Annotated in this window: 19 protein-coding genes and 3 pseudogenes; all 22 read left to right on the forward strand. The window is 69.6% G+C overall.

Annotated features, from left to right (window positions below; genetic code table 11):
* Position 1 precedes the first annotated feature (1 nt).
* Entirely contained in the window at positions 2 to 676 is a 675-nt protein-coding gene (gene rpsE, locus ET445_RS07225; protein ID WP_129190167.1) for a 30S ribosomal protein S5, read from the forward strand.
* Positions 676 to 861, forward strand: coding sequence for a 50S ribosomal protein L30 (gene rpmD / locus ET445_RS07230; protein ID WP_121477567.1), 186 nt, complete (start codon positions 676 to 678; stop codon positions 859 to 861). The genes rpsE and rpmD overlap by 1 nt, the downstream gene beginning before the upstream one ends.
* Positions 862 to 904: 43 nt before the next feature.
* A pseudogene (rplO, locus tag ET445_RS07240) lies at positions 905 to 1453 on the forward strand (50S ribosomal protein L15); the annotation flags it as partial.
* A 115-nt stretch (positions 1454 to 1568) separates the two neighbouring features.
* Positions 1569 to 2894 carry a preprotein translocase subunit SecY gene (secY, locus tag ET445_RS07245; RefSeq protein WP_129190169.1) on the forward strand — a complete coding sequence of 442 codons (1326 nt, stop codon included), beginning with the start codon at positions 1569 to 1571 and terminating at the stop codon, positions 2892 to 2894.
* Positions 2891 to 3493, forward strand: a complete 603-nt coding sequence (locus tag ET445_RS07250) for an adenylate kinase (RefSeq protein ID WP_129190171.1) — start codon at positions 2891 to 2893, stop codon at positions 3491 to 3493. The genes secY and ET445_RS07250 overlap by 4 nt, the downstream gene beginning before the upstream one ends.
* A 58-nt stretch (positions 3494 to 3551) precedes the next feature.
* Positions 3552 to 4346: a type I methionyl aminopeptidase gene (map, locus tag ET445_RS07255; protein WP_243695388.1), complete on the forward strand. Its 795-nt coding sequence runs from the start codon at positions 3552 to 3554 to the stop codon at positions 4344 to 4346.
* 150 nt (positions 4347 to 4496) lie between these two features.
* The gene (locus tag ET445_RS07260) at positions 4497 to 4763 is read left to right on the forward strand and encodes an HPr family phosphocarrier protein (RefSeq protein WP_129190174.1); all 267 of its coding nucleotides are present in this window, start codon (positions 4497 to 4499) and stop codon (positions 4761 to 4763) included.
* A gap of 101 nt (positions 4764 to 4864) precedes the next feature.
* Positions 4865 to 6486: pseudogene (gene ptsP, locus ET445_RS07265) on the forward strand (phosphoenolpyruvate--protein phosphotransferase).
* A 25-nt stretch (positions 6487 to 6511) separates the two neighbouring features.
* Positions 6512 to 8137 (forward strand): PTS mannitol transporter subunit IIBC, encoded by a 1626-nt coding sequence (locus tag ET445_RS07270; protein WP_129190176.1) that lies wholly within the window; start codon positions 6512 to 6514, stop codon positions 8135 to 8137.
* Positions 8138 to 8210: 73 nt separating this feature from the next.
* Positions 8211 to 8648, forward strand: coding sequence for a PTS mannitol transporter subunit IIA (locus ET445_RS07275; RefSeq protein WP_129190178.1), 438 nt, complete (start codon positions 8211 to 8213; stop codon positions 8646 to 8648).
* Positions 8648 to 9795, forward strand: a pseudogene (locus ET445_RS07280) (mannitol-1-phosphate 5-dehydrogenase). The gene ET445_RS07275 and the pseudogene ET445_RS07280 overlap by 1 nt, the downstream one beginning before the upstream one ends.
* Before the next feature lie 88 nt (positions 9796 to 9883).
* Positions 9884 to 11260, forward strand: coding sequence for a choice-of-anchor A family protein (locus ET445_RS07285; RefSeq protein WP_165314330.1), 1377 nt, complete (start codon positions 9884 to 9886; stop codon positions 11258 to 11260).
* Positions 11261 to 11441: 181 nt separating this feature from the next.
* On the forward strand, positions 11442 to 11663 hold the full coding sequence (gene infA / locus ET445_RS07290) for a translation initiation factor IF-1 (protein WP_011186713.1): 222 nt from the start codon (positions 11442 to 11444) through the stop codon (positions 11661 to 11663).
* A gap of 71 nt (positions 11664 to 11734) precedes the next feature.
* A complete protein-coding gene (rpmJ, locus tag ET445_RS07295; protein WP_129190182.1) occupies positions 11735 to 11851 on the forward strand; it encodes a 50S ribosomal protein L36 in 117 nt (38 codons plus the stop codon).
* A 189-nt stretch (positions 11852 to 12040) separates the two neighbouring features.
* On the forward strand, positions 12041 to 12421 hold the full coding sequence (gene rpsM / locus ET445_RS07300; protein ID WP_129190184.1) for a 30S ribosomal protein S13: 381 nt from the start codon (positions 12041 to 12043) through the stop codon (positions 12419 to 12421).
* A 32-nt stretch (positions 12422 to 12453) separates the two neighbouring features.
* Complete coding sequence (gene rpsK / locus ET445_RS07305; RefSeq protein WP_127794222.1) at positions 12454 to 12852, forward strand: 30S ribosomal protein S11; 399 nt, start codon at positions 12454 to 12456, stop codon at positions 12850 to 12852.
* Between the two features lie 170 nt (positions 12853 to 13022).
* The gene (locus ET445_RS07310; protein ID WP_129190186.1) at positions 13023 to 14009 is read left to right on the forward strand and encodes a DNA-directed RNA polymerase subunit alpha; all 987 of its coding nucleotides are present in this window, start codon (positions 13023 to 13025) and stop codon (positions 14007 to 14009) included.
* Positions 14010 to 14052: 43 nt separating this feature from the next.
* Positions 14053 to 14601, forward strand: a complete 549-nt coding sequence (rplQ, locus tag ET445_RS07315) for a 50S ribosomal protein L17 (protein WP_129190188.1) — start codon at positions 14053 to 14055, stop codon at positions 14599 to 14601.
* A 355-nt stretch (positions 14602 to 14956) separates the two neighbouring features.
* Positions 14957 to 16297: an acyltransferase family protein gene (locus ET445_RS07320; RefSeq protein ID WP_165314331.1), complete on the forward strand. Its 1341-nt coding sequence runs from the start codon at positions 14957 to 14959 to the stop codon at positions 16295 to 16297.
* Between the two features lie 9 nt (positions 16298 to 16306).
* Entirely contained in the window at positions 16307 to 17209 is a 903-nt protein-coding gene (gene truA, locus ET445_RS07325) for a tRNA pseudouridine(38-40) synthase TruA (protein ID WP_129190191.1), read from the forward strand.
* Positions 17210 to 17344: 135 nt separating this feature from the next.
* Positions 17345 to 17791 carry a 50S ribosomal protein L13 gene (rplM, locus tag ET445_RS07330; protein WP_129190193.1) on the forward strand — a complete coding sequence of 149 codons (447 nt, stop codon included), beginning with the start codon at positions 17345 to 17347 and terminating at the stop codon, positions 17789 to 17791.
* A gap of 41 nt (positions 17792 to 17832) precedes the next feature.
* Positions 17833 to 18318 carry a 30S ribosomal protein S9 gene (gene rpsI, locus ET445_RS07335; RefSeq protein WP_129190195.1) on the forward strand — a complete coding sequence of 162 codons (486 nt, stop codon included), beginning with the start codon at positions 17833 to 17835 and terminating at the stop codon, positions 18316 to 18318.
* The last annotated feature ends 4 nt before the right edge of the window (positions 18319 to 18322 follow it).

Raw genomic sequence — 18322 nt, forward strand, 5'->3', positions numbered from 1 at the left:
GGTGACCACCGCAGAGGCACCCGTCGAGACGGCCGCATCGAGCGAGCCCCAGCGCAACGAGCGCGAGGGCCGTCGTGGCGGCGGCCGCGGCGACCGCGGCCAGGGCCGCGACCGCGGTGCCCGCGACGCCGAGAAGAGCCAGTTCCTCGAGCGCGTCGTCACCATCAACCGCGTGTCGAAGGTCGTCAAGGGCGGCCGTCGCTTCAGCTTCACGGCGCTCGTCGTCGTGGGTGACGGCAACGGACTCGTCGGCGTCGGCTACGGCAAGGCGCGCGAGGTTCCGACCGCGATCTCGAAGGGCGTCGAGGAGGCGAAGAAGAACTTCTTCCGCGTGCCTCGCGTCGGTTCGTCGATCCCCCACCCCGTCCAGGGCGAGGCTGCGGCAGGTGTCGTCCTGCTCCGTCCGGCCGCTCCCGGTACCGGTGTCATCGCCGGTGGTCCGGTGCGCGCCGTCCTCGAGTGCGCGGGCGTCCACGACGTGCTGAGCAAGTCGCTCGGTTCGTCGAACACGATCAACATCGTGCACGCGACCGTCGAGGCGCTCAAGCAGCTCGAAGAGCCCCGTGCCGTCGCCGCCCGCCGTGGTCTCGACTACGACGAGGTCGCGCCGGCCCGCATCCTGCGTGCCGAGGCACAGGCGGCCGAGGCCGCCGCAGCAGCGAAGGCAGGTGCCTGATGGCCAAGCAGCTCAAGGTGACCCAGATCAAGTCCAAGGTGAGCGAGAAGCAGTACCAGCGCGACACGCTGCGCAGCCTCGGTCTCAAGCGCATCGGCGACTCGGTCGTGCGCGAGGACACGCCGCAGAACCGCGGCTACGTCCGGACCGTCGCCCACCTCGTGAAGGTTGAGGAGATTGACTAATGGCTGACGAGAAGAACGTCGCCGAGGAGACCGTCGAGGCCCCAAGAAGGCCCCGGCGAAGAAGGCTCCGGCCAAGGCCGCAGCTGAGAAGGCTCCGGCGAAGAAAGCCCCCGCCAAGAAGGCCGCCGAGAAGAAGGACGTCGTGGAGCAGCGCGAGCCCGTGCTCAAGGTGCACCACCTCCGTCCGGCGCCCGGCGCCAAGAAGGACAAGACCCGCGTCGGTCGCGGTGAGGGTTCGAAGGGCAAGACCGCCGGTCGCGGCACCAAGGGCACCAAGGCCCGCAACACGGTGCGCGTCGGCTTCGAGGGTGGACAGCTTCCGTACCACATGCGTGCGCCGAAGCTCCGCGGCTTCAAGAACCCGTTCCGCGTCGAGTACCAGGTGGTCAACCTGGACAAGCTCGCGGAGCTCTACCCGAAGGGCGGCGATGTCACCACCGCCGACCTCGTCGCCAAGGGCGCTGTGCGCAAGAACGAGCGCGTCAAGGTGCTCGGCAACGGCGACATCCAGGTGAAGCTCAACGTCACGGTCGACAAGGTCTCGGGTTCCGCCGAGCAGAAGATCGTGGCCGCCGGCGGCTCGGTCAAGTAAGACCGAGCCCCGGCTCTGGTTCGAGCCTGTCGAGACCTCGCGTATGATTCACGGGTGTCTCGACAGGCTCGAGCCATTTCAAGACTGACTCCACGACGGAGCTACAGGAGGACGAGTGTTCAACGCCATCGGGCGCATCTTCCGCACCCCCGATCTTCGAAGGAAGATCGGCTTCACCTTGGGCATTGTCGCCCTGTTCCGCCTGGGCTCGTTCATCCCCGCCCCGTTCGTGGACTTCGGCAACGTGCAGGCGTGTCTCGCCTCGACCTCCGGTGACGCGTCCGGGCTCTACGAGCTCGTGAACGTGTTCTCGGGCGGCGCGCTCCTGCAGCTCTCGATCTTCGCGCTCGGCATCATGCCGTACATCACCGCGTCGATCATCGTGCAGCTGCTGCGCGTGGTCATCCCCCACTTCGAGACCCTCTACAAGGAGGGCCAGGCGGGCCAGTCGCGTCTCACGCAGTACACCCGCTACCTCACGATCGCGCTCGGCGTCCTCCAGTCGACGACGCTCATCACGGTCGCCCGCAGCGGTGCGCTCTTCAGCGGCGCCTCGGCCCCCGAGTGCTCGCAGCTCATCACGAACGACGCGTGGTACGCGATCCTGCTCATGGTCGTCACGATGACCGCCGGCACGGGTCTCATCATGTGGCTCGGCGAGCTCGTCACCGAGCGCGGCATCGGCAACGGCATGTCGCTGCTCATCTTCACGTCGATCGCGGCGAGCTTCCCGACGTCGCTCGCGGCCATCGCCACGGCGCGCGGTTGGGACACGTTCGCGATCGTGCTCCTCGTGGGCCTCGTGATCGTCGTCGCGGTCGTCTTCGTCGAGCAGTCGCAGCGCCGTATCCCGGTGCAGTACGCCAAGCGCATGGTCGGCCGTCGCACGTACGGCGGCAACAACACCTACATCCCGATCAAGGTGAACATGGCGGGCGTCGTGCCGGTCATCTTCGCGTCGTCGCTGCTGTACCTGCCCGCGCTCATCGCGCAGTTCAACCAGCCGGCGCCGGGCCAGGAGCCGCAGGCGTGGGTCGTCTGGATCCAGAACTACCTCACCAAGGGCGATCACCCGCTCTACATGCTCCTGTACCTGGTGCTGATCGTGGGCTTCACGTACTTCTACGTCGCGATCACGTTCAACCCCGACGAGGTCGCCGAGAACATGAAGAAGTACGGCGGCTTCATCCCCGGCATCCGCGCGGGTCGTCCGACGGCCGAGTACCTCGACTACGTGCTCACCCGCATCACGCTCCCGGGCGCGCTCTACCTCGGTCTCATCGCGCTCATCCCGCTCATCGCGTTCGCGTTGGTGGGGGCGAATCAGAACTTCCCGTTCGGCGGTGCGTCGATCCTCATCATCGTGGGCGTCGGCCTCGAGACCGTGAAGCAGATCGACGCGCAGCTTCAGCAGCGCCACTACGAAGGGCTCCTCCGATGACCGCACGTCTCCTCATCGTCGGCCCGCAGGGCTCGGGCAAGGGCACCCAGGGCGTCATCGTCGCGAGCGCGTTCGGTGTGCCCCAGGTCGCCACCGGCGACATCTTCCGCGCGAACGTCGCCGGCGGCACCGAGCTCGGCAAGCGCGTCCAGGCGATCATCGAAGCGGGCGACCTCGTTCCCGACGAGCTCACGAGCGAGCTCGTGCGCGACCGCCTCGCGCAGAGCGACGCAGCCGAGGGCTTCCTTCTCGACGGCTACCCGCGCAACCTCGGTCAGGTCGCCGACCTCGACGCGTTCCTCGATGGGCGTGGCGAGTCGCTCGACGCCGTCATCGAACTCGAGGTGCCGCGCGACGAGTCGATCGCGCGCATCAGCCGCCGCGCGATCGAGCAGGGCCGCACCGACGACACCGAAGAGGTCATCGCGAACCGTCTCTCGATCTACGAGCGCGAGACGGCTCCGATCCTCGACGGCTACCGCGCCCGCGGGCTCGTGCTCGCGGTCGACGGCGTCGGCACGCTCGACGAGGTCACGGAGCGCATCTTCGCGGGGCTCGCTACGCGCGGCCTCCGCCCTCGGCGCTCCGGCGCGGCCTGAGCCTCGAATCCGCGTGTTCCGCAAGTCGATCTACAAGTCCCCGGCCGAGCTGCGCGCCATGCGCGCAGCCGGCCTGGCCACAGCCGCCGCACTCGCCGAGGCGCGGCGGCTGCTGCGTGTCGGGGCGACGCCGCTCGAGCTCGACGCGGCCGCGAACCGGGTGATCACCGAGCTCGGCGGCCGCTCGAATTTCCAGCTCGTGCCGGGGTACCGCCACACGCTGTGCGTGTCGGTCGACCACGAGGTCGTCCACGGCATCCCGGGCGATCGCCCGTTCGGGCCCGGCGACATCGTGTCGGTCGACGGCGGCGCCGAGGTCGACGGCTGGAACGGCGACTCGGCGTTCACGCTCGTCCTGCCCGACCCGGCGCGGCCCGCGCTCGTCGCGGCCCGCGAAGAGCTCGCCCGCGTGACCGACCACGCGCTGTGGACGGGCGTCGCGGCGCTCGCGAGCGCGAGCCACCTCAACGAGGTCGGCGCCGCGATCGAAGACGCAGTGCGCGCCGAAGAGCGCGAGGGGCGCCGCTACGGCATCCTGACCGACTACGTCGGCCACGGCATCGGCCGCACCATGCACGAAGAGCCGCCCGTGTTCAACTACCGCGTCGACCGCCGCGGCCCGGCCGTCAAGCCGGGCCTCGTCGTCGCGATCGAGCCGATGATCGTCGCGGGATCCATCGAGACCGACGTGCTCGACGACGACTGGACGGTCGTGACGGTCGACGGCGCAGACGCCGCGCACGTCGAGCACTCCGTCGCCGTGCACGAGGGCGGCATCTGGGTGCTGACGGCCGAAGACGGCGGCGCCGCCGCGCTCGAGCCGTACGGCGTCGTGCCGGTTCCGATTCCGTAGGCGTTCGCCTCGGTCTCGATACGCTCCTGCGTCGCTCCTCGACCGGCGAGGGTCGCGACGCGGCGGCGCGATGACATTCCCTGAGGGCGGCACGCGGGCTAGGGTGAAACCACAACGGGGGACGGACCCTAGCTACCTGGAACCGGGGGAATCGTGGAGCGCACTGTTCGAATCGGCTCGTCGCACGGCCTGCACGCACGGCCGGCGAAGCTCTTCACCCAGGCGGCTGCAGCGTCGGGCGCCAAGGTCACGATCGCGAAGGGCGACGGCGCCCCGGTGAACGCGGCCAGCATCCTCGCGGTGATCTCGCAGGGGATCAACCACGACGACGAGGTCACCCTCGCCGTCGAGGGCGGCGACGAAGAGCGCGTGCTCGACGAACTGGTCGAACTGCTCACCACCGACCACGACGAGTAGGTTAAGCATCCGTCTTCCGTCGACGCAGACGGGAGTGCAGTGTGAACGAAATCCAGGGCACGGGGATCGGTCAAGGGGTGGCCGTGGGCTCCGTGGTGCGGATGGCGGAGCGGTTGCCCGAGCCGGTCGACCGGCCGAGCCACCTCGATCCGCAACGCGAGGAGGAGCGCGCCCGAGCGTCGGTCTCGGTCGTCGCGGCCGACCTGCAGCACCGCGGGGCGGCTGCGGGCGGCGCGGCGAAGGACGTGCTCGAGGCGCAGGCGCTCATGGCCGAGGACCCGACGCTCATGGACGACGTCGTGCAGCGGCTCGCCTCGGGCAAGACGGCCGAGCGCGCCGTGTTCGAGGCGTTCGCGGCGTTCCGCGACCTGCTCGTCGGCATGGGCGGGTACATGGGGAGCGCGCCACCGATCTCGACGACGTCTCGCAGAGGGTGGTCGCGAATCTCTTGAAGGTGCCGGCTCCGGGCGTGCCCGATCCGGGACATCCGTTCGTGCTCGTCGCGCGCGATCTGGCGCCGGCCGACACGGCGACCCTCGACCTGTCGCAGGTGCTCGCCCTCGTGACGATCGACGGCGGGCCGACGAGCCACACGGCGATCCTCGCCCGCGAGAAGTCGATCGTCGCGATCGTGGGCGCGGCGGGCGCGACGGATCTCGCCGACGGCGACTCGGTCATCGTCGACGCCGAGCGCGACGTCGTCGTCCAGAACCCGACGGCGGTCCAGGTGGGCGAGGCACGCGAGCGGATCGCGGAGCGCGAGCGCGCGGCATCCGCCCCTGTGACGCCGGGTGCCCTCGCCGACGGCACAGCCGTGCCGCTCCTCGCGAACCTCGGCTCGGCCGACGGCTCGGCCGAGGCGCTCGAGAAGGGGGCCGAAGGGGTCGGCCTCTTCCGCACCGAGTTCCTCTTCCTCGACGCCGAGCGGGCGCCCTCGATCGCCGAGCAGCAGGAGCAGTACACGCGGCTCCTGACGGCGTTCGCGGGCAAGAAAGTCGTCGTGCGCGCCCTCGACGCGGGCGCCGACAAGCCGCTCGCGTTCTTGAACGACGCCGATGAAGAGAACCCGGCACTCGGGCTCAGAGGCATCCGGGCGCTCCGGCATTCCGAGACGATCCTGCGTGAGCAGCTCACGGCGCTCGCGGCGGCGGATGCCTCGACCGACGCCGACCTCTGGGTGATGGCGCCCATGGTGGCGACCGTCGAGGAGACGCGGTACTTCACCGGGCTCGCGCGCGAGCTCGGCATCAAGACGGCCGGCGTGATGGTCGAGGTGCCGTCGGCGGCGCTCCTCGCCGACAAGGTGCTCGCCGAGACCGACTTCGCCTCGATCGGCACGAACGACCTGACCCAGTACGCCATGGCGGCCGACCGACTGCTCGGCACCGTTGCGAACCTGCAGAGCCCGTGGCATCCGGCCGTCCTGAAGCTCATCGAGTTCGTGGGCGAGGCGGGCGCGCGCGAGGGCAAGCCGGTCGGGATCTGCGGCGAGGCCGCCGCCGATCCGCTCCTCGCGGTCGTGCTCGTCGGGCTCGGCGCGACGACGCTGTCGATGTCGCCGTCGGCGCTCGCCGACGTGCGCGCATCGCTCGCACGATTCACCCTGGACGACGCGAAGGCGCTCGCCCGGGCGGCCCTCGCCGCCGAAGACTCGGCCGGGGCCAAACAGGCGGCACTCGCCGCCGCAGAGTCCGCTGTCGAGACGCGCGTCGTCGCGTCGTGACCCGTCCCTACGAAAGGCGGTCGAGATGACCACGACATCCGCAGACGCGAAGAAGCCGGGGGGCGCGCGCGTCGCCGTGCAGAAGTTCGGCACGTTCCTGAGCGGCATGATCATGCCGAACATCGCCGCGTTCATCGCGTGGGGCTTCATCACGATGCTCTTCATCGCGGTCGGATGGCTCGGCCAGTGGCATCCCGTCTCGGATCTGCTCGGCGGGTTCGGCAACGCCGACGAGATCGGCTGGCAGGGGGCGATGACCCAGTTGGCGCAGGCCGAGGACGGCACGACCTTCCCGCAGTACGTCGGCCTCGTGAGTCCCATGGTGCTGTACCTGCTGCCGCTGCTCATCGCCAACACCGCGGGCCGCATGGTGTACGGGGAGCGCGGCGGCGTGGTCGCCACGATCGCGACGATGGGCGTCATCGTGGGCACCGACATCCCGATGTTCCTCGGCGCGATGATCATGGGACCGTTCGCGGGCATCGTGACGAAGTGGATGGACCGCATCTGGGAGGGCAAGGTCAAGGCCGGCTTCGAGATGCTCGTGAACAACTTCTCGGCGGGCATCCTCGGCATGCTGCTCGCGATCCTCGGGTTCTTCGTCTTCGGGCCGGTGATCCTCTTCGTCAGCACCGTGCTCGGCACCGCGGTGGGCTGGTTGGTCTCGGCCAATCTGCTGCCGATCGTGTCGGTCATCGTCGAGCCCGCGAAAGTGCTGTTCCTGAACAACGCGATCAACCACGGCGTGTTCACCCCGCTCGGCATCGAGCAGGCGACCGAGGTGGGCAAGTCGATCCTGTTCCTGATCGAGGCGAACCCGGGCCCGGGCCTCGGGCTCCTCCTCGCGTTCACGTTCTTCGGCGTCGGCGCCGCGAAGGCGTCGGCGCCCGGCGCGGCGATCATCCAGTTCCTCGGCGGCATCCACGAGATCTACTTCCCGTACGCGCTCAGCAAGCCGATGACGATCCTCGCCCTCATCGCGGGCGGCGCGACCGGTGTCACGACCAACATGATCCTGAACGGCGGTCTGGCCTTCCCGGCCGCGCCGGGGAGCATCATCGCCGTCACGGCGGCCGCGGTGAGCCCGGCGGCGGGCGGCGTCGGCAACCTCCTGATCGTCTACCTGTCGGTCGCGCTCGCGGCGACGGTGACGTTCCTGATCGCCGGCATCATCCTGCGGGCGGGCCGCAAGCGCGACCTCGAGAAGGGGGATGCCGCGGGCGATCTGTCTGCGGCGATCGCGCAGACCCAGGCGAACAAGGGCAAGGAGTCCACGGTGCTCGGCAACCTCGCCGCCGCCGGCGCGGCGTCGGGAGCCGACCTCGTCGACGAAGGCGAGCAGGCCGCGTTCGAGCACAAGCCCATCCACACGATCGTGTTCGCGTGCGACGCGGGCATGGGGTCGTCGGCGATGGGCGCGACGGTGCTCCGGAACAAGATCAAGAAGGCGGGCATCGACTCGGTGACCGTCACGAACGCGGCGATCGCGAACCTGAAGGACGACATCGACCTCGTCGTCACCCACCAGGATCTGACCGACCGCGCCAAGCTGAAGTCGCCGAGCGCCCTGCACATCTCGGTCGACAACTTCATGAACTCGCCGCGCTACGACGAGATCGTGCACCTGCTCGAAGCCGAGGGCGTGCGCTGAGTCGCACGGCCGACGCGCAGCGGCCCGAGGCATCCGAACACCGCCACCGTTCACCGAACCGAAGGACCAACGCATGACCGACCAGATCCTCGCACCCGGCGACGTCCGCACCATCGCACGCGCAGCCTCGAAGGAGCACGCGATCCGCGAAGCGGGGGAGATCCTCGTCGCCGCGGGCGCGGTGCGCCCCGAGTACGTCGCCTCGATGCTCGAGCGCGAGGCGTCCGTCTCGACGTTCATGGGCAACGGGCTCGCGATCCCGCACGGCACGAACGAGGCGAAGGACGCGATCATCCGCTCGGCGCTGTCGTTCGTGCGCTACGACGAGCCGATCGACTGGGGCGGCGAGGAGGCGCGGTTCGTCGTCGGCATCGCGGGCATCGGCGACGAGCATCTCGACATCCTGTCGAAGATCGCGATCATCTTCTCCGACGAAGACGAAGTGCAGAAACTCCTCGACGCGCCCGACGCGGCTGCGCTCGCGGCCCTCTTGGGAGAGGTCAACGACTGATGAAGGCCGTGCACTTCGGTGCGGGCAACATCGGGCGGGGGTTCGTGGGGCTGCTGCTGCACGAGGCCGGGTACGAGGTCGTGTTCGCCGACGTCGACAGCGCGCTCATCGCTCGCCTCGCGGCCGCCGATTCGTATACCGTGCACGAGGTGGGCGCGGGCGCGCGCGATCAGGTGGTCACGGGCTTCCGCGCGATCGACAGCGGGGCGGATGCCTCGGGGCTCGTCGACGAACTCGCGACGGCCGACATCGTGACGACGGCCGTCGGGCCGCGCATCCTGCGGTTCATCGCACCGCATGTGCTCGCGGCGCTCCGGGCCCGGCCTGAGGGGCTTCCGCCGCTCGCCGTCATGGCGTGCGAGAACGCGATCGGCGGCACCGACATCCTGCGCGACGAGACGGCCGCCCTCACGACGCCCTATGAGTGGGCGGAGCTGTCGCATCGCGCGGTGTTCGCGAACACCGCGGTCGACCGGATCGTGCCAGGACAGCCGTCGACCGAGACGCTGGACGTCACGGTCGAGACGTTCTTCGAGTGGGCGATCGAGCGGCCGCCGTTCGGCGAGGCAGCACCCGACATCCCGGGGCGCATTTCGTCGACGAGCTCGCGCCGTACATCGAGCGGAAGCTCTTCACGGTCAACACGGGGCACGCGTCGACGGCGTACTTCGGGTTCCTCGCCGGCCGGCAGCGGATCAGCGACGCCCTCGCCGACCCGTCGGTCGAGGCGGCCGTCGCGCGCGTGCTCGAGGAGACGAGTGCGCTCATCGTCGCCGACCACGGGTTCACAGCCGACGAGCAGGCCGCGTACCGGGCGCGCATCCTCGACCGGTTCCGGAATCCGGAGCTGCCCGACACGGTCGAGCGGGTCGGGCGGCAGCCGCTTCGCAAGCTCTCGCGCAAGGAGCGGTTCATCGAGCCCGCCGCGCGCCTCGCAGCGCGCGGGGCATCGGTCGACGGACTGGTCGCGGCGATAGCGGCGGCGCTCCGGTTCGACGTGCCGAGCGACGAGGAGAGCGTCGAGCTCCAGCGCCTGCTGCGCGAGCTGGATGCCCCGGGGTTCGTGCACGAGGTCACGGGCATCGAGCCGGGACATCCGCTCCATCCCCGTCTCGTGGAGGTCGTCACCGCCGCACAACGTTCCTGACCGCGCGGCGTCGGAGCACGAGTCCCGCGTTCGCGGGGAGACCGTGCGTAAGATGTGCCGAGGGAAATCGGATCGCGGGGGAGGCGACGTGGGCAAACGGGTCGAACGTTGGAGCGGTATCACGGTCGCGGCGCTGGGCGTCGCGCTCGTCGTCGGGGCGACGCCCGCGGCATTCGCGGTCCTGCCCGACGGGAACACGCCGCTCGACCCGTGCCTCGGACCCGCGTGCCCCACCGAGTGGATCCCGCCGCACAACGGCGCGTTCCTCGGATTCGACGACGCGGTCAGCGTGTTCGTCGGCGGGGACTTCCAGGTGCTCGGCTCCTCGGCTGAGGCCGAGGGCAACCTCGTCGTGATGGGGTCGGCGGAGTTCAACCGCGGCATCCAGGGCACGTACAACCTCGGCGTCGTGGGCGTCGGCTCGCGCGTGCCGCCGCCGCCCGGGTCCGACATGCTGCTCGTCGGCGGCGACCTGACGATCGCCGACACGACCGATCTGCAGGTCGGCGGGTTCAGCAGCCCCCCGGCGCCGCTCATCTTCATCGCCGGCAACGTCCGCTACGGCGGAACGCTCAACGCGAGGGCCGGGCAGCCGACGCTCATCGACCAGCCGGGCCAGGTCGGGACGATCACGCAGGATCCCGACGCCGTGGCCGCGTTCGCGCCTCGCGTCGGCAACATCACGGCGCTCTCCCAGTGCTACGCCGAGCAACCCGCGACGGGTTCGTTCGCCGTCGACGCGACGAGCTTCACCTTGCAGGGCAACGGCTCGGCGACGCTCCAGGTCTTCAATGTGGATGTCCCGGTGCAGGGCACCGGCGGCGGTCAGGTGACGCTCAATGCGACCGGCATCCCCGACGGCGCCACGATCGTCATCAACCTCGTCGGCGACGCGGCGCTCGTGAATGCGAACTCGTGGGCCGGCGTCGGGCTCGATGCCGACCTCACACAGCGCATCCTGTGGAACGTTCCGACCGCGAGCTCGGCGCTCTTCACCGGCACGATCCAACTGCCCGGGTCGATCCTCGTCGGCAATCCGGCGAGCACGACGACGATCGAGGAGCCCGGAACGAACGGCCGCATCGAGGTCGCGGGCAACCTCGTCCAGCAATCCTCCGTGAACACGTCGGGGCTCGAGTTCCACGCCTACCCGTTCAACGGCACCGTCGTCGAGTGTGCGACCACCCCCACGACCGAGCCGACGACGACCGAGCCGACCGAGCCGACCACGACCGAGCCGACCACGACGGTGCCCGACACGACCGAGCCGACCACGACGGCGCCCGACACGACCGAGCCGACGACGGCCACCGCCACGGCGCCCACCTCGACGCTCGCCGAGACGGGCGGCGGCGGCCTCACGAGCCTCGGCGGGGCGAGCCTGCTCGCTGGTCTCGTCCTGATCGCCGCGGGCACGGGTCTCTCGTTGCACAGCCGGGCACGTCGAGGCTCCAGGCTCGAGTGAAGGCTGGGAAGGCGCTGGCAGGCGCCGGCGCCGCGGCATCCGACTGGCGAAACGAGCCCTGATCGCCTATAGTTGACCCTTGGTGTGTTGCACGCCGGCTTCGGCATGCCCGACGGGCATGCCGATCGCGGCACCATCATCGCACGACCGAATCAACCGAAACCCAAGCGACAGTGAGGCTATGGCCAAGAAAGACGGTGTCATCGAGATCGAGGGATCGGTCATCGAAGCGCTCCCGAACGCCATGTTCCGCGTGGAGTTGACCAACGGGCACAAGGTGCTCGCCCACATCTCAGGAAAAATGCGCCAGCACTACATCCGCATCCTCCCCGAGGACCGCGTGATCGTCGAGCTGAGCCCGTACGACCTGACCCGTGGCCGGATCGTCTACCGCTACAAGTAAACGGCTGACCGGAAAGTAACGACTCGCGGCATCCCGCGAGTACGAGGACAGCGAAGTAAGGAACCCCGACTGTGAAGGTCAACCCCAGCGTCAAGCGCATCTGCGACCACTGCAAGATCATCCGCCGCCACGGCCGCGTCATGGTGATCTGCAAGTCGAACCCTCGCCACAAGCAGCGCCAGGGCTAGTCGCAGCAGCGGATGCCTCCCGAGGCATCCGCTCTTCGCGCATCCGCGCATCGGCTCCGGCCGGCTCTCGACCCCGGTCGAGGAACTGAAGAAGGCAACGTCAGAATCCGTTCGCGGAGGACACCTCGGGTCGGAGGCCCGGGCACCGGCGTTGCTCCACACCTCCACTCACTCACAGGAGAAGCCACCATGGCACGTCTGGCAGGAGTCGACATCCCGCGCGAGAAGCGCGTGGAGATCGCACTGACCTACATCTACGGCGTGGGCCGCACCCGCGCCCTCGAGACGCTGAAGGCCACCGGCATCAGCGGCGACATCCGCGTCAAGGACCTCAGCGACGACCAGCTCGTCGCGCTCCGCGACCACATCGAAGGCACCTACAAGGTCGAGGGCGACCTCCGCCGCGAGGTGGCCGCCGACATCCGCCGCAAGGTCGAGATCGGCTCGTACGAGGGCCTGCGCCACCGTCGCGGCCTCCCCGTCCGCGGTCAGCGCACGAAGACCAACGCTCGCACCCGCAAGGGCCCGAAGCGCACCGTCGCCGGCAAGAAGAAGCCCGGCCGCAAGTAACCGCTCGTCGCCAGATCTAGGAGATTTCGAAAATGGCAGCACCCAAGGCGGCTACTCGCAAGCCGCGCAAGAAGGAAAAGAAGAACATCGCCGTGGGCCAGGCCCACATCAAGTCGACGTTCAACAACACGATCGTCTCGATCACCGACACCACCGGTGCCGTGATCAGCTGGGCTTCGTCGGGCGGCGTGGGCTTCAAGGGCTCGCGCAAGTCGACGCCGTTCGCCGCGCAGCTCGCGGCCGAGTCGGCTGCGCGTCAGGCGCAGGAGCACGGCATGAAGAAGGTCGACGTCTTCGTGAAGGGCCCGGGTTCGGGCCGCGAGACCGCGATCCGTTCGCTCCAGGCGGCGGGCCTCGAGGTCGGCAGCATCACGGATGTCACGCCGCAGGCGCACAACGGCGTTCGTCCGCCGAAGCGTCGCCGCGTCTGAGATTCCTCCGGTCTCGGTGATCGGGCGGGCCGCGTGCCCCGCCCGGGATCCGTTTCGAGCAGTGCCCGTCCGGGCCGCCCGCTCACCGAGACATCCGTTCTCTCACAACTCAAGATCCTCAGCATCGCTAGGTGTCATATAGCGGACACCCTGCCGAAAGGAATCCAACAGTGCTGATCGCACAGCGCCCGACGCTCACCGAAGAGAACATCTCGGAGTTCCGTTCGCGGTTCGTGATCGAGCCCCTCGAGCCGGGCTTCGGTTACACCCTGGGCAACTCGCTCCGCCGCACCCTCCTGTCCTCGATCCCCGGCGCAGCCGTGACGAGCATCCGCATCGACGGCGTGCTCCACGAGTTCTCGACCGTCCCGGGTGTCAAGGAGGATGTGACGGAGATCATCCTGAACATCAAGAACCTGGTCGTCTCCAGCGAGCACGACGAGCCGATCACGGCCTACCTGCGCAAGCAGGGCGCCGGTGAGGTCACCGCCGCCGACATCTCCGCTCCCGCGGGTGTCGAGGTGCACAACCCCGAGCTCGTCATCGCGACGCTCAACGACTCGGCGAAGTTCGAGCTCGAGCTCACGATCGAGCGCGGCCGCGGCTACGTCTCGGCTTCGCAGAACCGCAACGAGTACTCCGAGGCCGGCCAGATCCCGGTCGACTCGATCTACTCGCCGGTGCTCAAGGTCACCTACCGCGTCGAGGCCACCCGTGCCGGCGAGCGCACCGACTTCGACAAGCTCATCGTCGATGTCGAGACGAAGCCGGCGGTCACGCCGCGCGACGCCATCGCGTCGGCCGGTCGCACCCTCGTCGAGCTCTTCGGCCTCGCCCGTGAACTCAACACCGCGGCCGAGGGCATCGAGATCGGGCCCGCCCCGGTCGACGCCGTGCTCTCGAGCGAGCTCTCGATCCCCATCGAAGACCTCGACCTCTCGGTCCGCTCGTACAACTGCCTGAAGCGCGAGGGCATCAACACGGTGTCCGAGCTCGTGGCTCTCTCCGAGTCGCAGCTCATGAACATCCGCAACTTCGGTCAGAAGTCGGTCGACGAGGTCAAGGACAAGCTCACCGAGATGGGTCTGTCGCTGAAGGACTCGGTCCCCGGCTTCGACGGCGCCCACTTCTACACGGGCTTCGACGACGAGAACTAAGCGGTAGCGCCGCACCAACCCCCACCACCTGGAGATACGAACCATGCCGAAGCCCACCAAGGGCCCCCGCCTCGGAGGCGGACCCGCGCACGAGCGGCTGCTGCTCGCGAACCTCGCCGCCGCGCTGTTCACCCACAAGTCCATCACGACGACCGAGACGAAGGCCAAGCGCCTCCGTCCGCTCGCCGAGCGTCTCGTGACGTTCGCCAAGCGCGGCGACCTCCACGCTCGCCGTCGGGTGCTCGCGGTCATCGGCGACAAGGCCGTCGTCCACGAGCTGTTCACGGTCATCGCCCCCCAGGTCGCCGACCGTGAGGGCGGCTACACCCGCATCACGAAGATCGGCAACCGCAAGGGCGACAACGCGCCCATGGCGGTCATCGAGCTCGTGCTCGAGCCGGTCGTGAAGAAGACCCGCGCCGCCAAGCCGGCCGCTGCCGAAGCGCCCGCCGCTCCGGCCGAGGTCGTCGAGGAAGAGGTCGTCGAGACCGAGGCCGCCGAGGCTCCCGTCGAGGAGACCGAGGTCGTCGAGGCTGCCGCCGAGGAGACCGCAGAGGTCGCCGAGGAGGCCGTCGAGGCCGAGGCCAAGTAAGGCCCTCGCACCAACGCCCGAAGGGGCCGTGCCGCGCAAGCGGTGCGGCCCCTTCGTCGTTTCCGGTTCGGTGCTGGTGCCACTCTCGCGCGCCCGACCGCCCGCGGCCCCCGACCACCCCTGTGAGGGGACGCGCCGACACGGTGCAAGCCCTGGTGACTCCGTGCTTACGCGTCCCCTCACTGGGTGGTCTGGCTGGGTCGGGGTGATGGCCCCGGGGGGGGGGGGGGGGGGGGGGAGGAGGGGGAGGAGGAGGAGGAGGCACCGCGAGGCATCCACAGGGCCGGATGTCCCGTGCGCACGATCTGGCAGGATGGAGCGCTGCCCGACCCAGCACCGTCGCCGAGAGGACACCGTGGCCCGACCCGCCCAGCGCATCCCCGAAGACCGCGATCTGTCGATCGATTTCGCACGCGCGCTCTGCCTCCCCGTCGTCGTGCTCCTGCACGCCCTGCAGATGGGCATCGGCGGCGATCCGCTGCGGGCGTTCAACGCGCTCGCGGGCTTCGAGCCGCTCGCGTGGGCGACGTGGCCGCTCATGATCATGCCGGTGTTCTTCATCTGCGGCGGCTTCGCGTCGATCACGCAGTGGCGGCGGCTCCGGGGGCACGGCGAGACGGTGGCGCACTACGTGAGGATCCGGTTCATCCGGCTCGCGCAACCGGTCGTGCTCGTCGTCCTCGCCGTGGGAGCGGTGCTCGCGGGCATGCTCGCGGCGGGCGTCGACCCCGAGTTCGCGCGCACGTTCGCGTTCCGCCTCGCCGAGCCGCTGTGGTTCATCCCCGTGTACGCGATCTGCACGGCGCTCGTGCCGGCGATGTCGTGGCTGCACCGTCATGCCCCGTGGGCGACGTATCTGGGGCTCGCGGGCGGGGTCGTCGTGGTCGACGCGTTCACGCGCGGGCTGGGCGTGCCGCTCGGCGCGCTCAACTGGCTCTTCGTGTGGCTCTTCGCGCAGCAGCTCGGGTTCGGGCTGCGCGACGGGTGGTTCGCGCGGCGCGCGAGGCTCGCGCTCGTCGGGATGGCGGTGGGTGCGTACGGCGTCATCGCGGTGCTCGTGACGTGGTTCGAGTACTCGCACGACATGCTCGACAACCTCAACCCGCCGACGCTCGCGATCCTCGCGCTGTCGCTCGGCCAGGTCGCGCTCTTCTCGCTCGCGCAGCCCGCGATCCGCCGCTTCGCGACGCGGCGGGCGGTGCTCGGCACGGTGTTCGTGTTCGGTGTGTACGGCATGACGATCTACCTGTGGCATACGTTCGCGATGGCGGTCGTGACGGCGGGCGAGCTCGCGCTCGGGTTGCCGTTCCCGCCCGTGCTGTCGCCGTCGTGGTGGGCGACGCGGCCGCTGTGGATCGTCGCGATCGCGGTCGTCGTGGCAGGGTGCTGCCTCGTCGTGCCGCGGCTCGAGGCACTCTGGCCGAAGGCCCGGGAGCGGCGCACGCCACTCGCGGCGGTCGTCGTCTGGGGGCTCGCGACGATCGTCGGCGTCGGCGTCATCCTGACGCAGGGGTACCTGCCGTGGCAGCACGGGGTGCTCGGCTGGGCGCTCGTGGCGGTCGGCGTCGTGGGGCTCATCGTGGGCGGGCCCGGGAAGCGCGAACCGGATGTCCCGGCCGCGGGCCGTGCAGGCGCAGGCGCGGTCTCGGCTGCGACCACGGCCGTGCAGACGTCGGGGGAGCCCCGCGGAATCTAGGCTGGAGGCGTGAACGACACCGCGCGCATCCGCCTCGGCATCGCGTACGACGGCACCGACTTCAACGGCTGGAGCCGTCAGCCGGGCCTGCGCACCGTGCAGGGCGTGCTCGAGCAGGCGCTCGGCACGCTGTTCCGGCGCACGGGCGAGGCGCCGCGGCTGACGGTCGCGGGCCGCACCGACGCGGGCGTGCACGCGCTCGGCCAGGTCGCGCATTTCGACGTGCCGCGGAGCGCGCTCGATCAGGTCGCGCGCGCGCGGCGGGCCGACGCAGAGAGGGGATTGCCGACGGATGTCGCGGGCGTGCTCGCGCGGCGGCTGACGGGCATCCTCGGGGCGTCCGAGGCCGATGTCGTCGTGACGGGCGCATCGCTCGCGCCCGACGGGTTCGACGCGCGATTCTCGGCGGTGTGGCGCCGGTACGAATACCGCATCGCCGACGCGTCCGCGACGCGCGACCCGCTCGATCGGCACCGCACGGTGTGGGTGCCGCGCGCGTTCGACGTCGCGGCGATGGATGCCGCGGCGCGATCGCTCACGGGCCTCCACGACTTCGCGTCGTTCTGCAAGCCGCGAGACGAGGCGACGACGATCCGCACCCTGCAGGCGTTCACCTGGCGCCGTCGCGACGACGACGGCGTCCTCGTCGCGTCGCTTCAGGCCGATGCGTTCTGCCACTCGATGGTTCGGGCGCTCGTCGGGGCGTGCGCCGCCGTCGGAGAAGGCCGGCTCGAGGCATCCGACCCCGCTCTGCTGCTCGCCGCTCGCGAACGCACGAGCGCGTTCAAGGTGATGCCCGCCAAAGGACTCGTGCTCACGGAGGTCGGGTACCCGGCCGACGACGAGCTCGCGGCGCGGGCCGCGCAGACGCGGGCGCGGCGCGAATTGCACGTCGATGGAGTCGTCGGGTAAGATTTCCCTTTGGTGCCGTCACTGCGCGGCATCCGATGTTGAGCCCTCCACCATGGGCGTTCGAGCACATCGTGCCAGAACACCCGCCGGAGTGGGATTCACGAACCCCTCACTCGATCAGAAAGCAGCACTACTGTGACGCGCACTTACACCCCCAAGCAGGGCGAGATCACGCACGATTGGGTCGTCATCGACGCCAACGACATCGTGCTCGGCCGCCTCGCGAGCCACGCCGCCGCGCTCCTGCGCGGCAAGCACAAGGCGATCTTCGCGAACCACGTCGACACCGGCGACTTCGTCATCATCGTCAACGCCGAGAAGGTGGCCCTCACCGGCCAGAAGCTCGAGCAGAAGAAGGCCTACCGCCACTCGGGCTACCCGGGCGGCCTCAAGGCCGTCGGCTACGCCGAGCTCCTCGAGAAGAACCCCGTCCGCGCCGTCGAGAAGGCGATTCGCGGCATGCTCCCGAAGAACTCGCTCGGGCGCGCTCAGCTCAAGAAGCTGAAGGTCTACGCCGGCCCGGAGCACCCGCACCAGGCGCAGCAGCCGAAGCCGTACACCCTCACCCAGGTCGCCCAGTAAGCCCGGCCCGGCCAGACGCGAAATAAGGATTCGAAACCACCATGGCGAAGATCGCAGACCAGATCGACCAGGCTCCTGAGAGCTACACGACCGAGACCCCGGCTTCGGAGGCGCCCGCCGCCCCCCGCCCCGTTCTCAACGTCTCGGGCGCGGCCGTCGGCCGCCGCAAGGAGGCCATCGCGCGCGTGCGCGTCATCCCCGGCTCGGGCACCATCAAGGTGAACGGCCGCGAGTTCGCGGACTACTTCCCGAACAAGCTCCACCAGCAGCTCATCACCGACCCGTTCACCGTCCTCGAGCTCGCGGGCTCGTACGACGTGATCGCCCGCATCACCGGCGGCGGCCCCTCGGGCCAGGCCGGCGCGCTGCGCCTCGCGATCGCGCGTGCGCTCAACGAGATCGACCGCGAGAACAACCGTCCGGCCCTCAAGAAGGCCGGCTTCCTCACGCGTGACGCCCGCGTCATCGAGCGCAAGAAGGCCGGTCTCAAGAAGGCCCGTAAGGCTCCGCAGTTCTCGAAGCGCTAAGCGC

The organism is Agromyces protaetiae (assembly GCF_004135405.1).
In the GTDB taxonomy this organism is placed as follows: domain Bacteria; phylum Actinomycetota; class Actinomycetes; order Actinomycetales; family Microbacteriaceae; genus Agromyces; species Agromyces protaetiae.

Coding starts and splice junctions, on each gene's coding strand:
- rpmD (WP_121477567.1), top strand. CDS start 676: ATGGCCAAGCAGCTCAAGGTGACCCAGATCAAGTCCAAGGTGAGCGAG.
- rpsK (WP_127794222.1), top strand. CDS start 12,454: ATGGCAGCACCCAAGGCGGCTACTCGCAAGCCGCGCAAGAAGGAAAAG.
- ET445_RS07275 (WP_129190178.1), top strand. CDS start 8,211: ATGACCGACCAGATCCTCGCACCCGGCGACGTCCGCACCATCGCACGC.
- rpsM (WP_129190184.1), top strand. CDS start 12,041: ATGGCACGTCTGGCAGGAGTCGACATCCCGCGCGAGAAGCGCGTGGAG.
- rpsI (WP_129190195.1), top strand. CDS start 17,833: ATGGCGAAGATCGCAGACCAGATCGACCAGGCTCCTGAGAGCTACACG.
- rplQ (WP_129190188.1), top strand. CDS start 14,053: ATGCCGAAGCCCACCAAGGGCCCCCGCCTCGGAGGCGGACCCGCGCAC.
- ET445_RS07250 (WP_129190171.1), top strand. CDS start 2,891: ATGACCGCACGTCTCCTCATCGTCGGCCCGCAGGGCTCGGGCAAGGGC.
- infA (WP_011186713.1), top strand. CDS start 11,442: ATGGCCAAGAAAGACGGTGTCATCGAGATCGAGGGATCGGTCATCGAA.
- ET445_RS07270 (WP_129190176.1), top strand. CDS start 6,512: ATGACCACGACATCCGCAGACGCGAAGAAGCCGGGGGGCGCGCGCGTC.
- map (WP_243695388.1), top strand. CDS start 3,552: ATGCGCGCAGCCGGCCTGGCCACAGCCGCCGCACTCGCCGAGGCGCGG.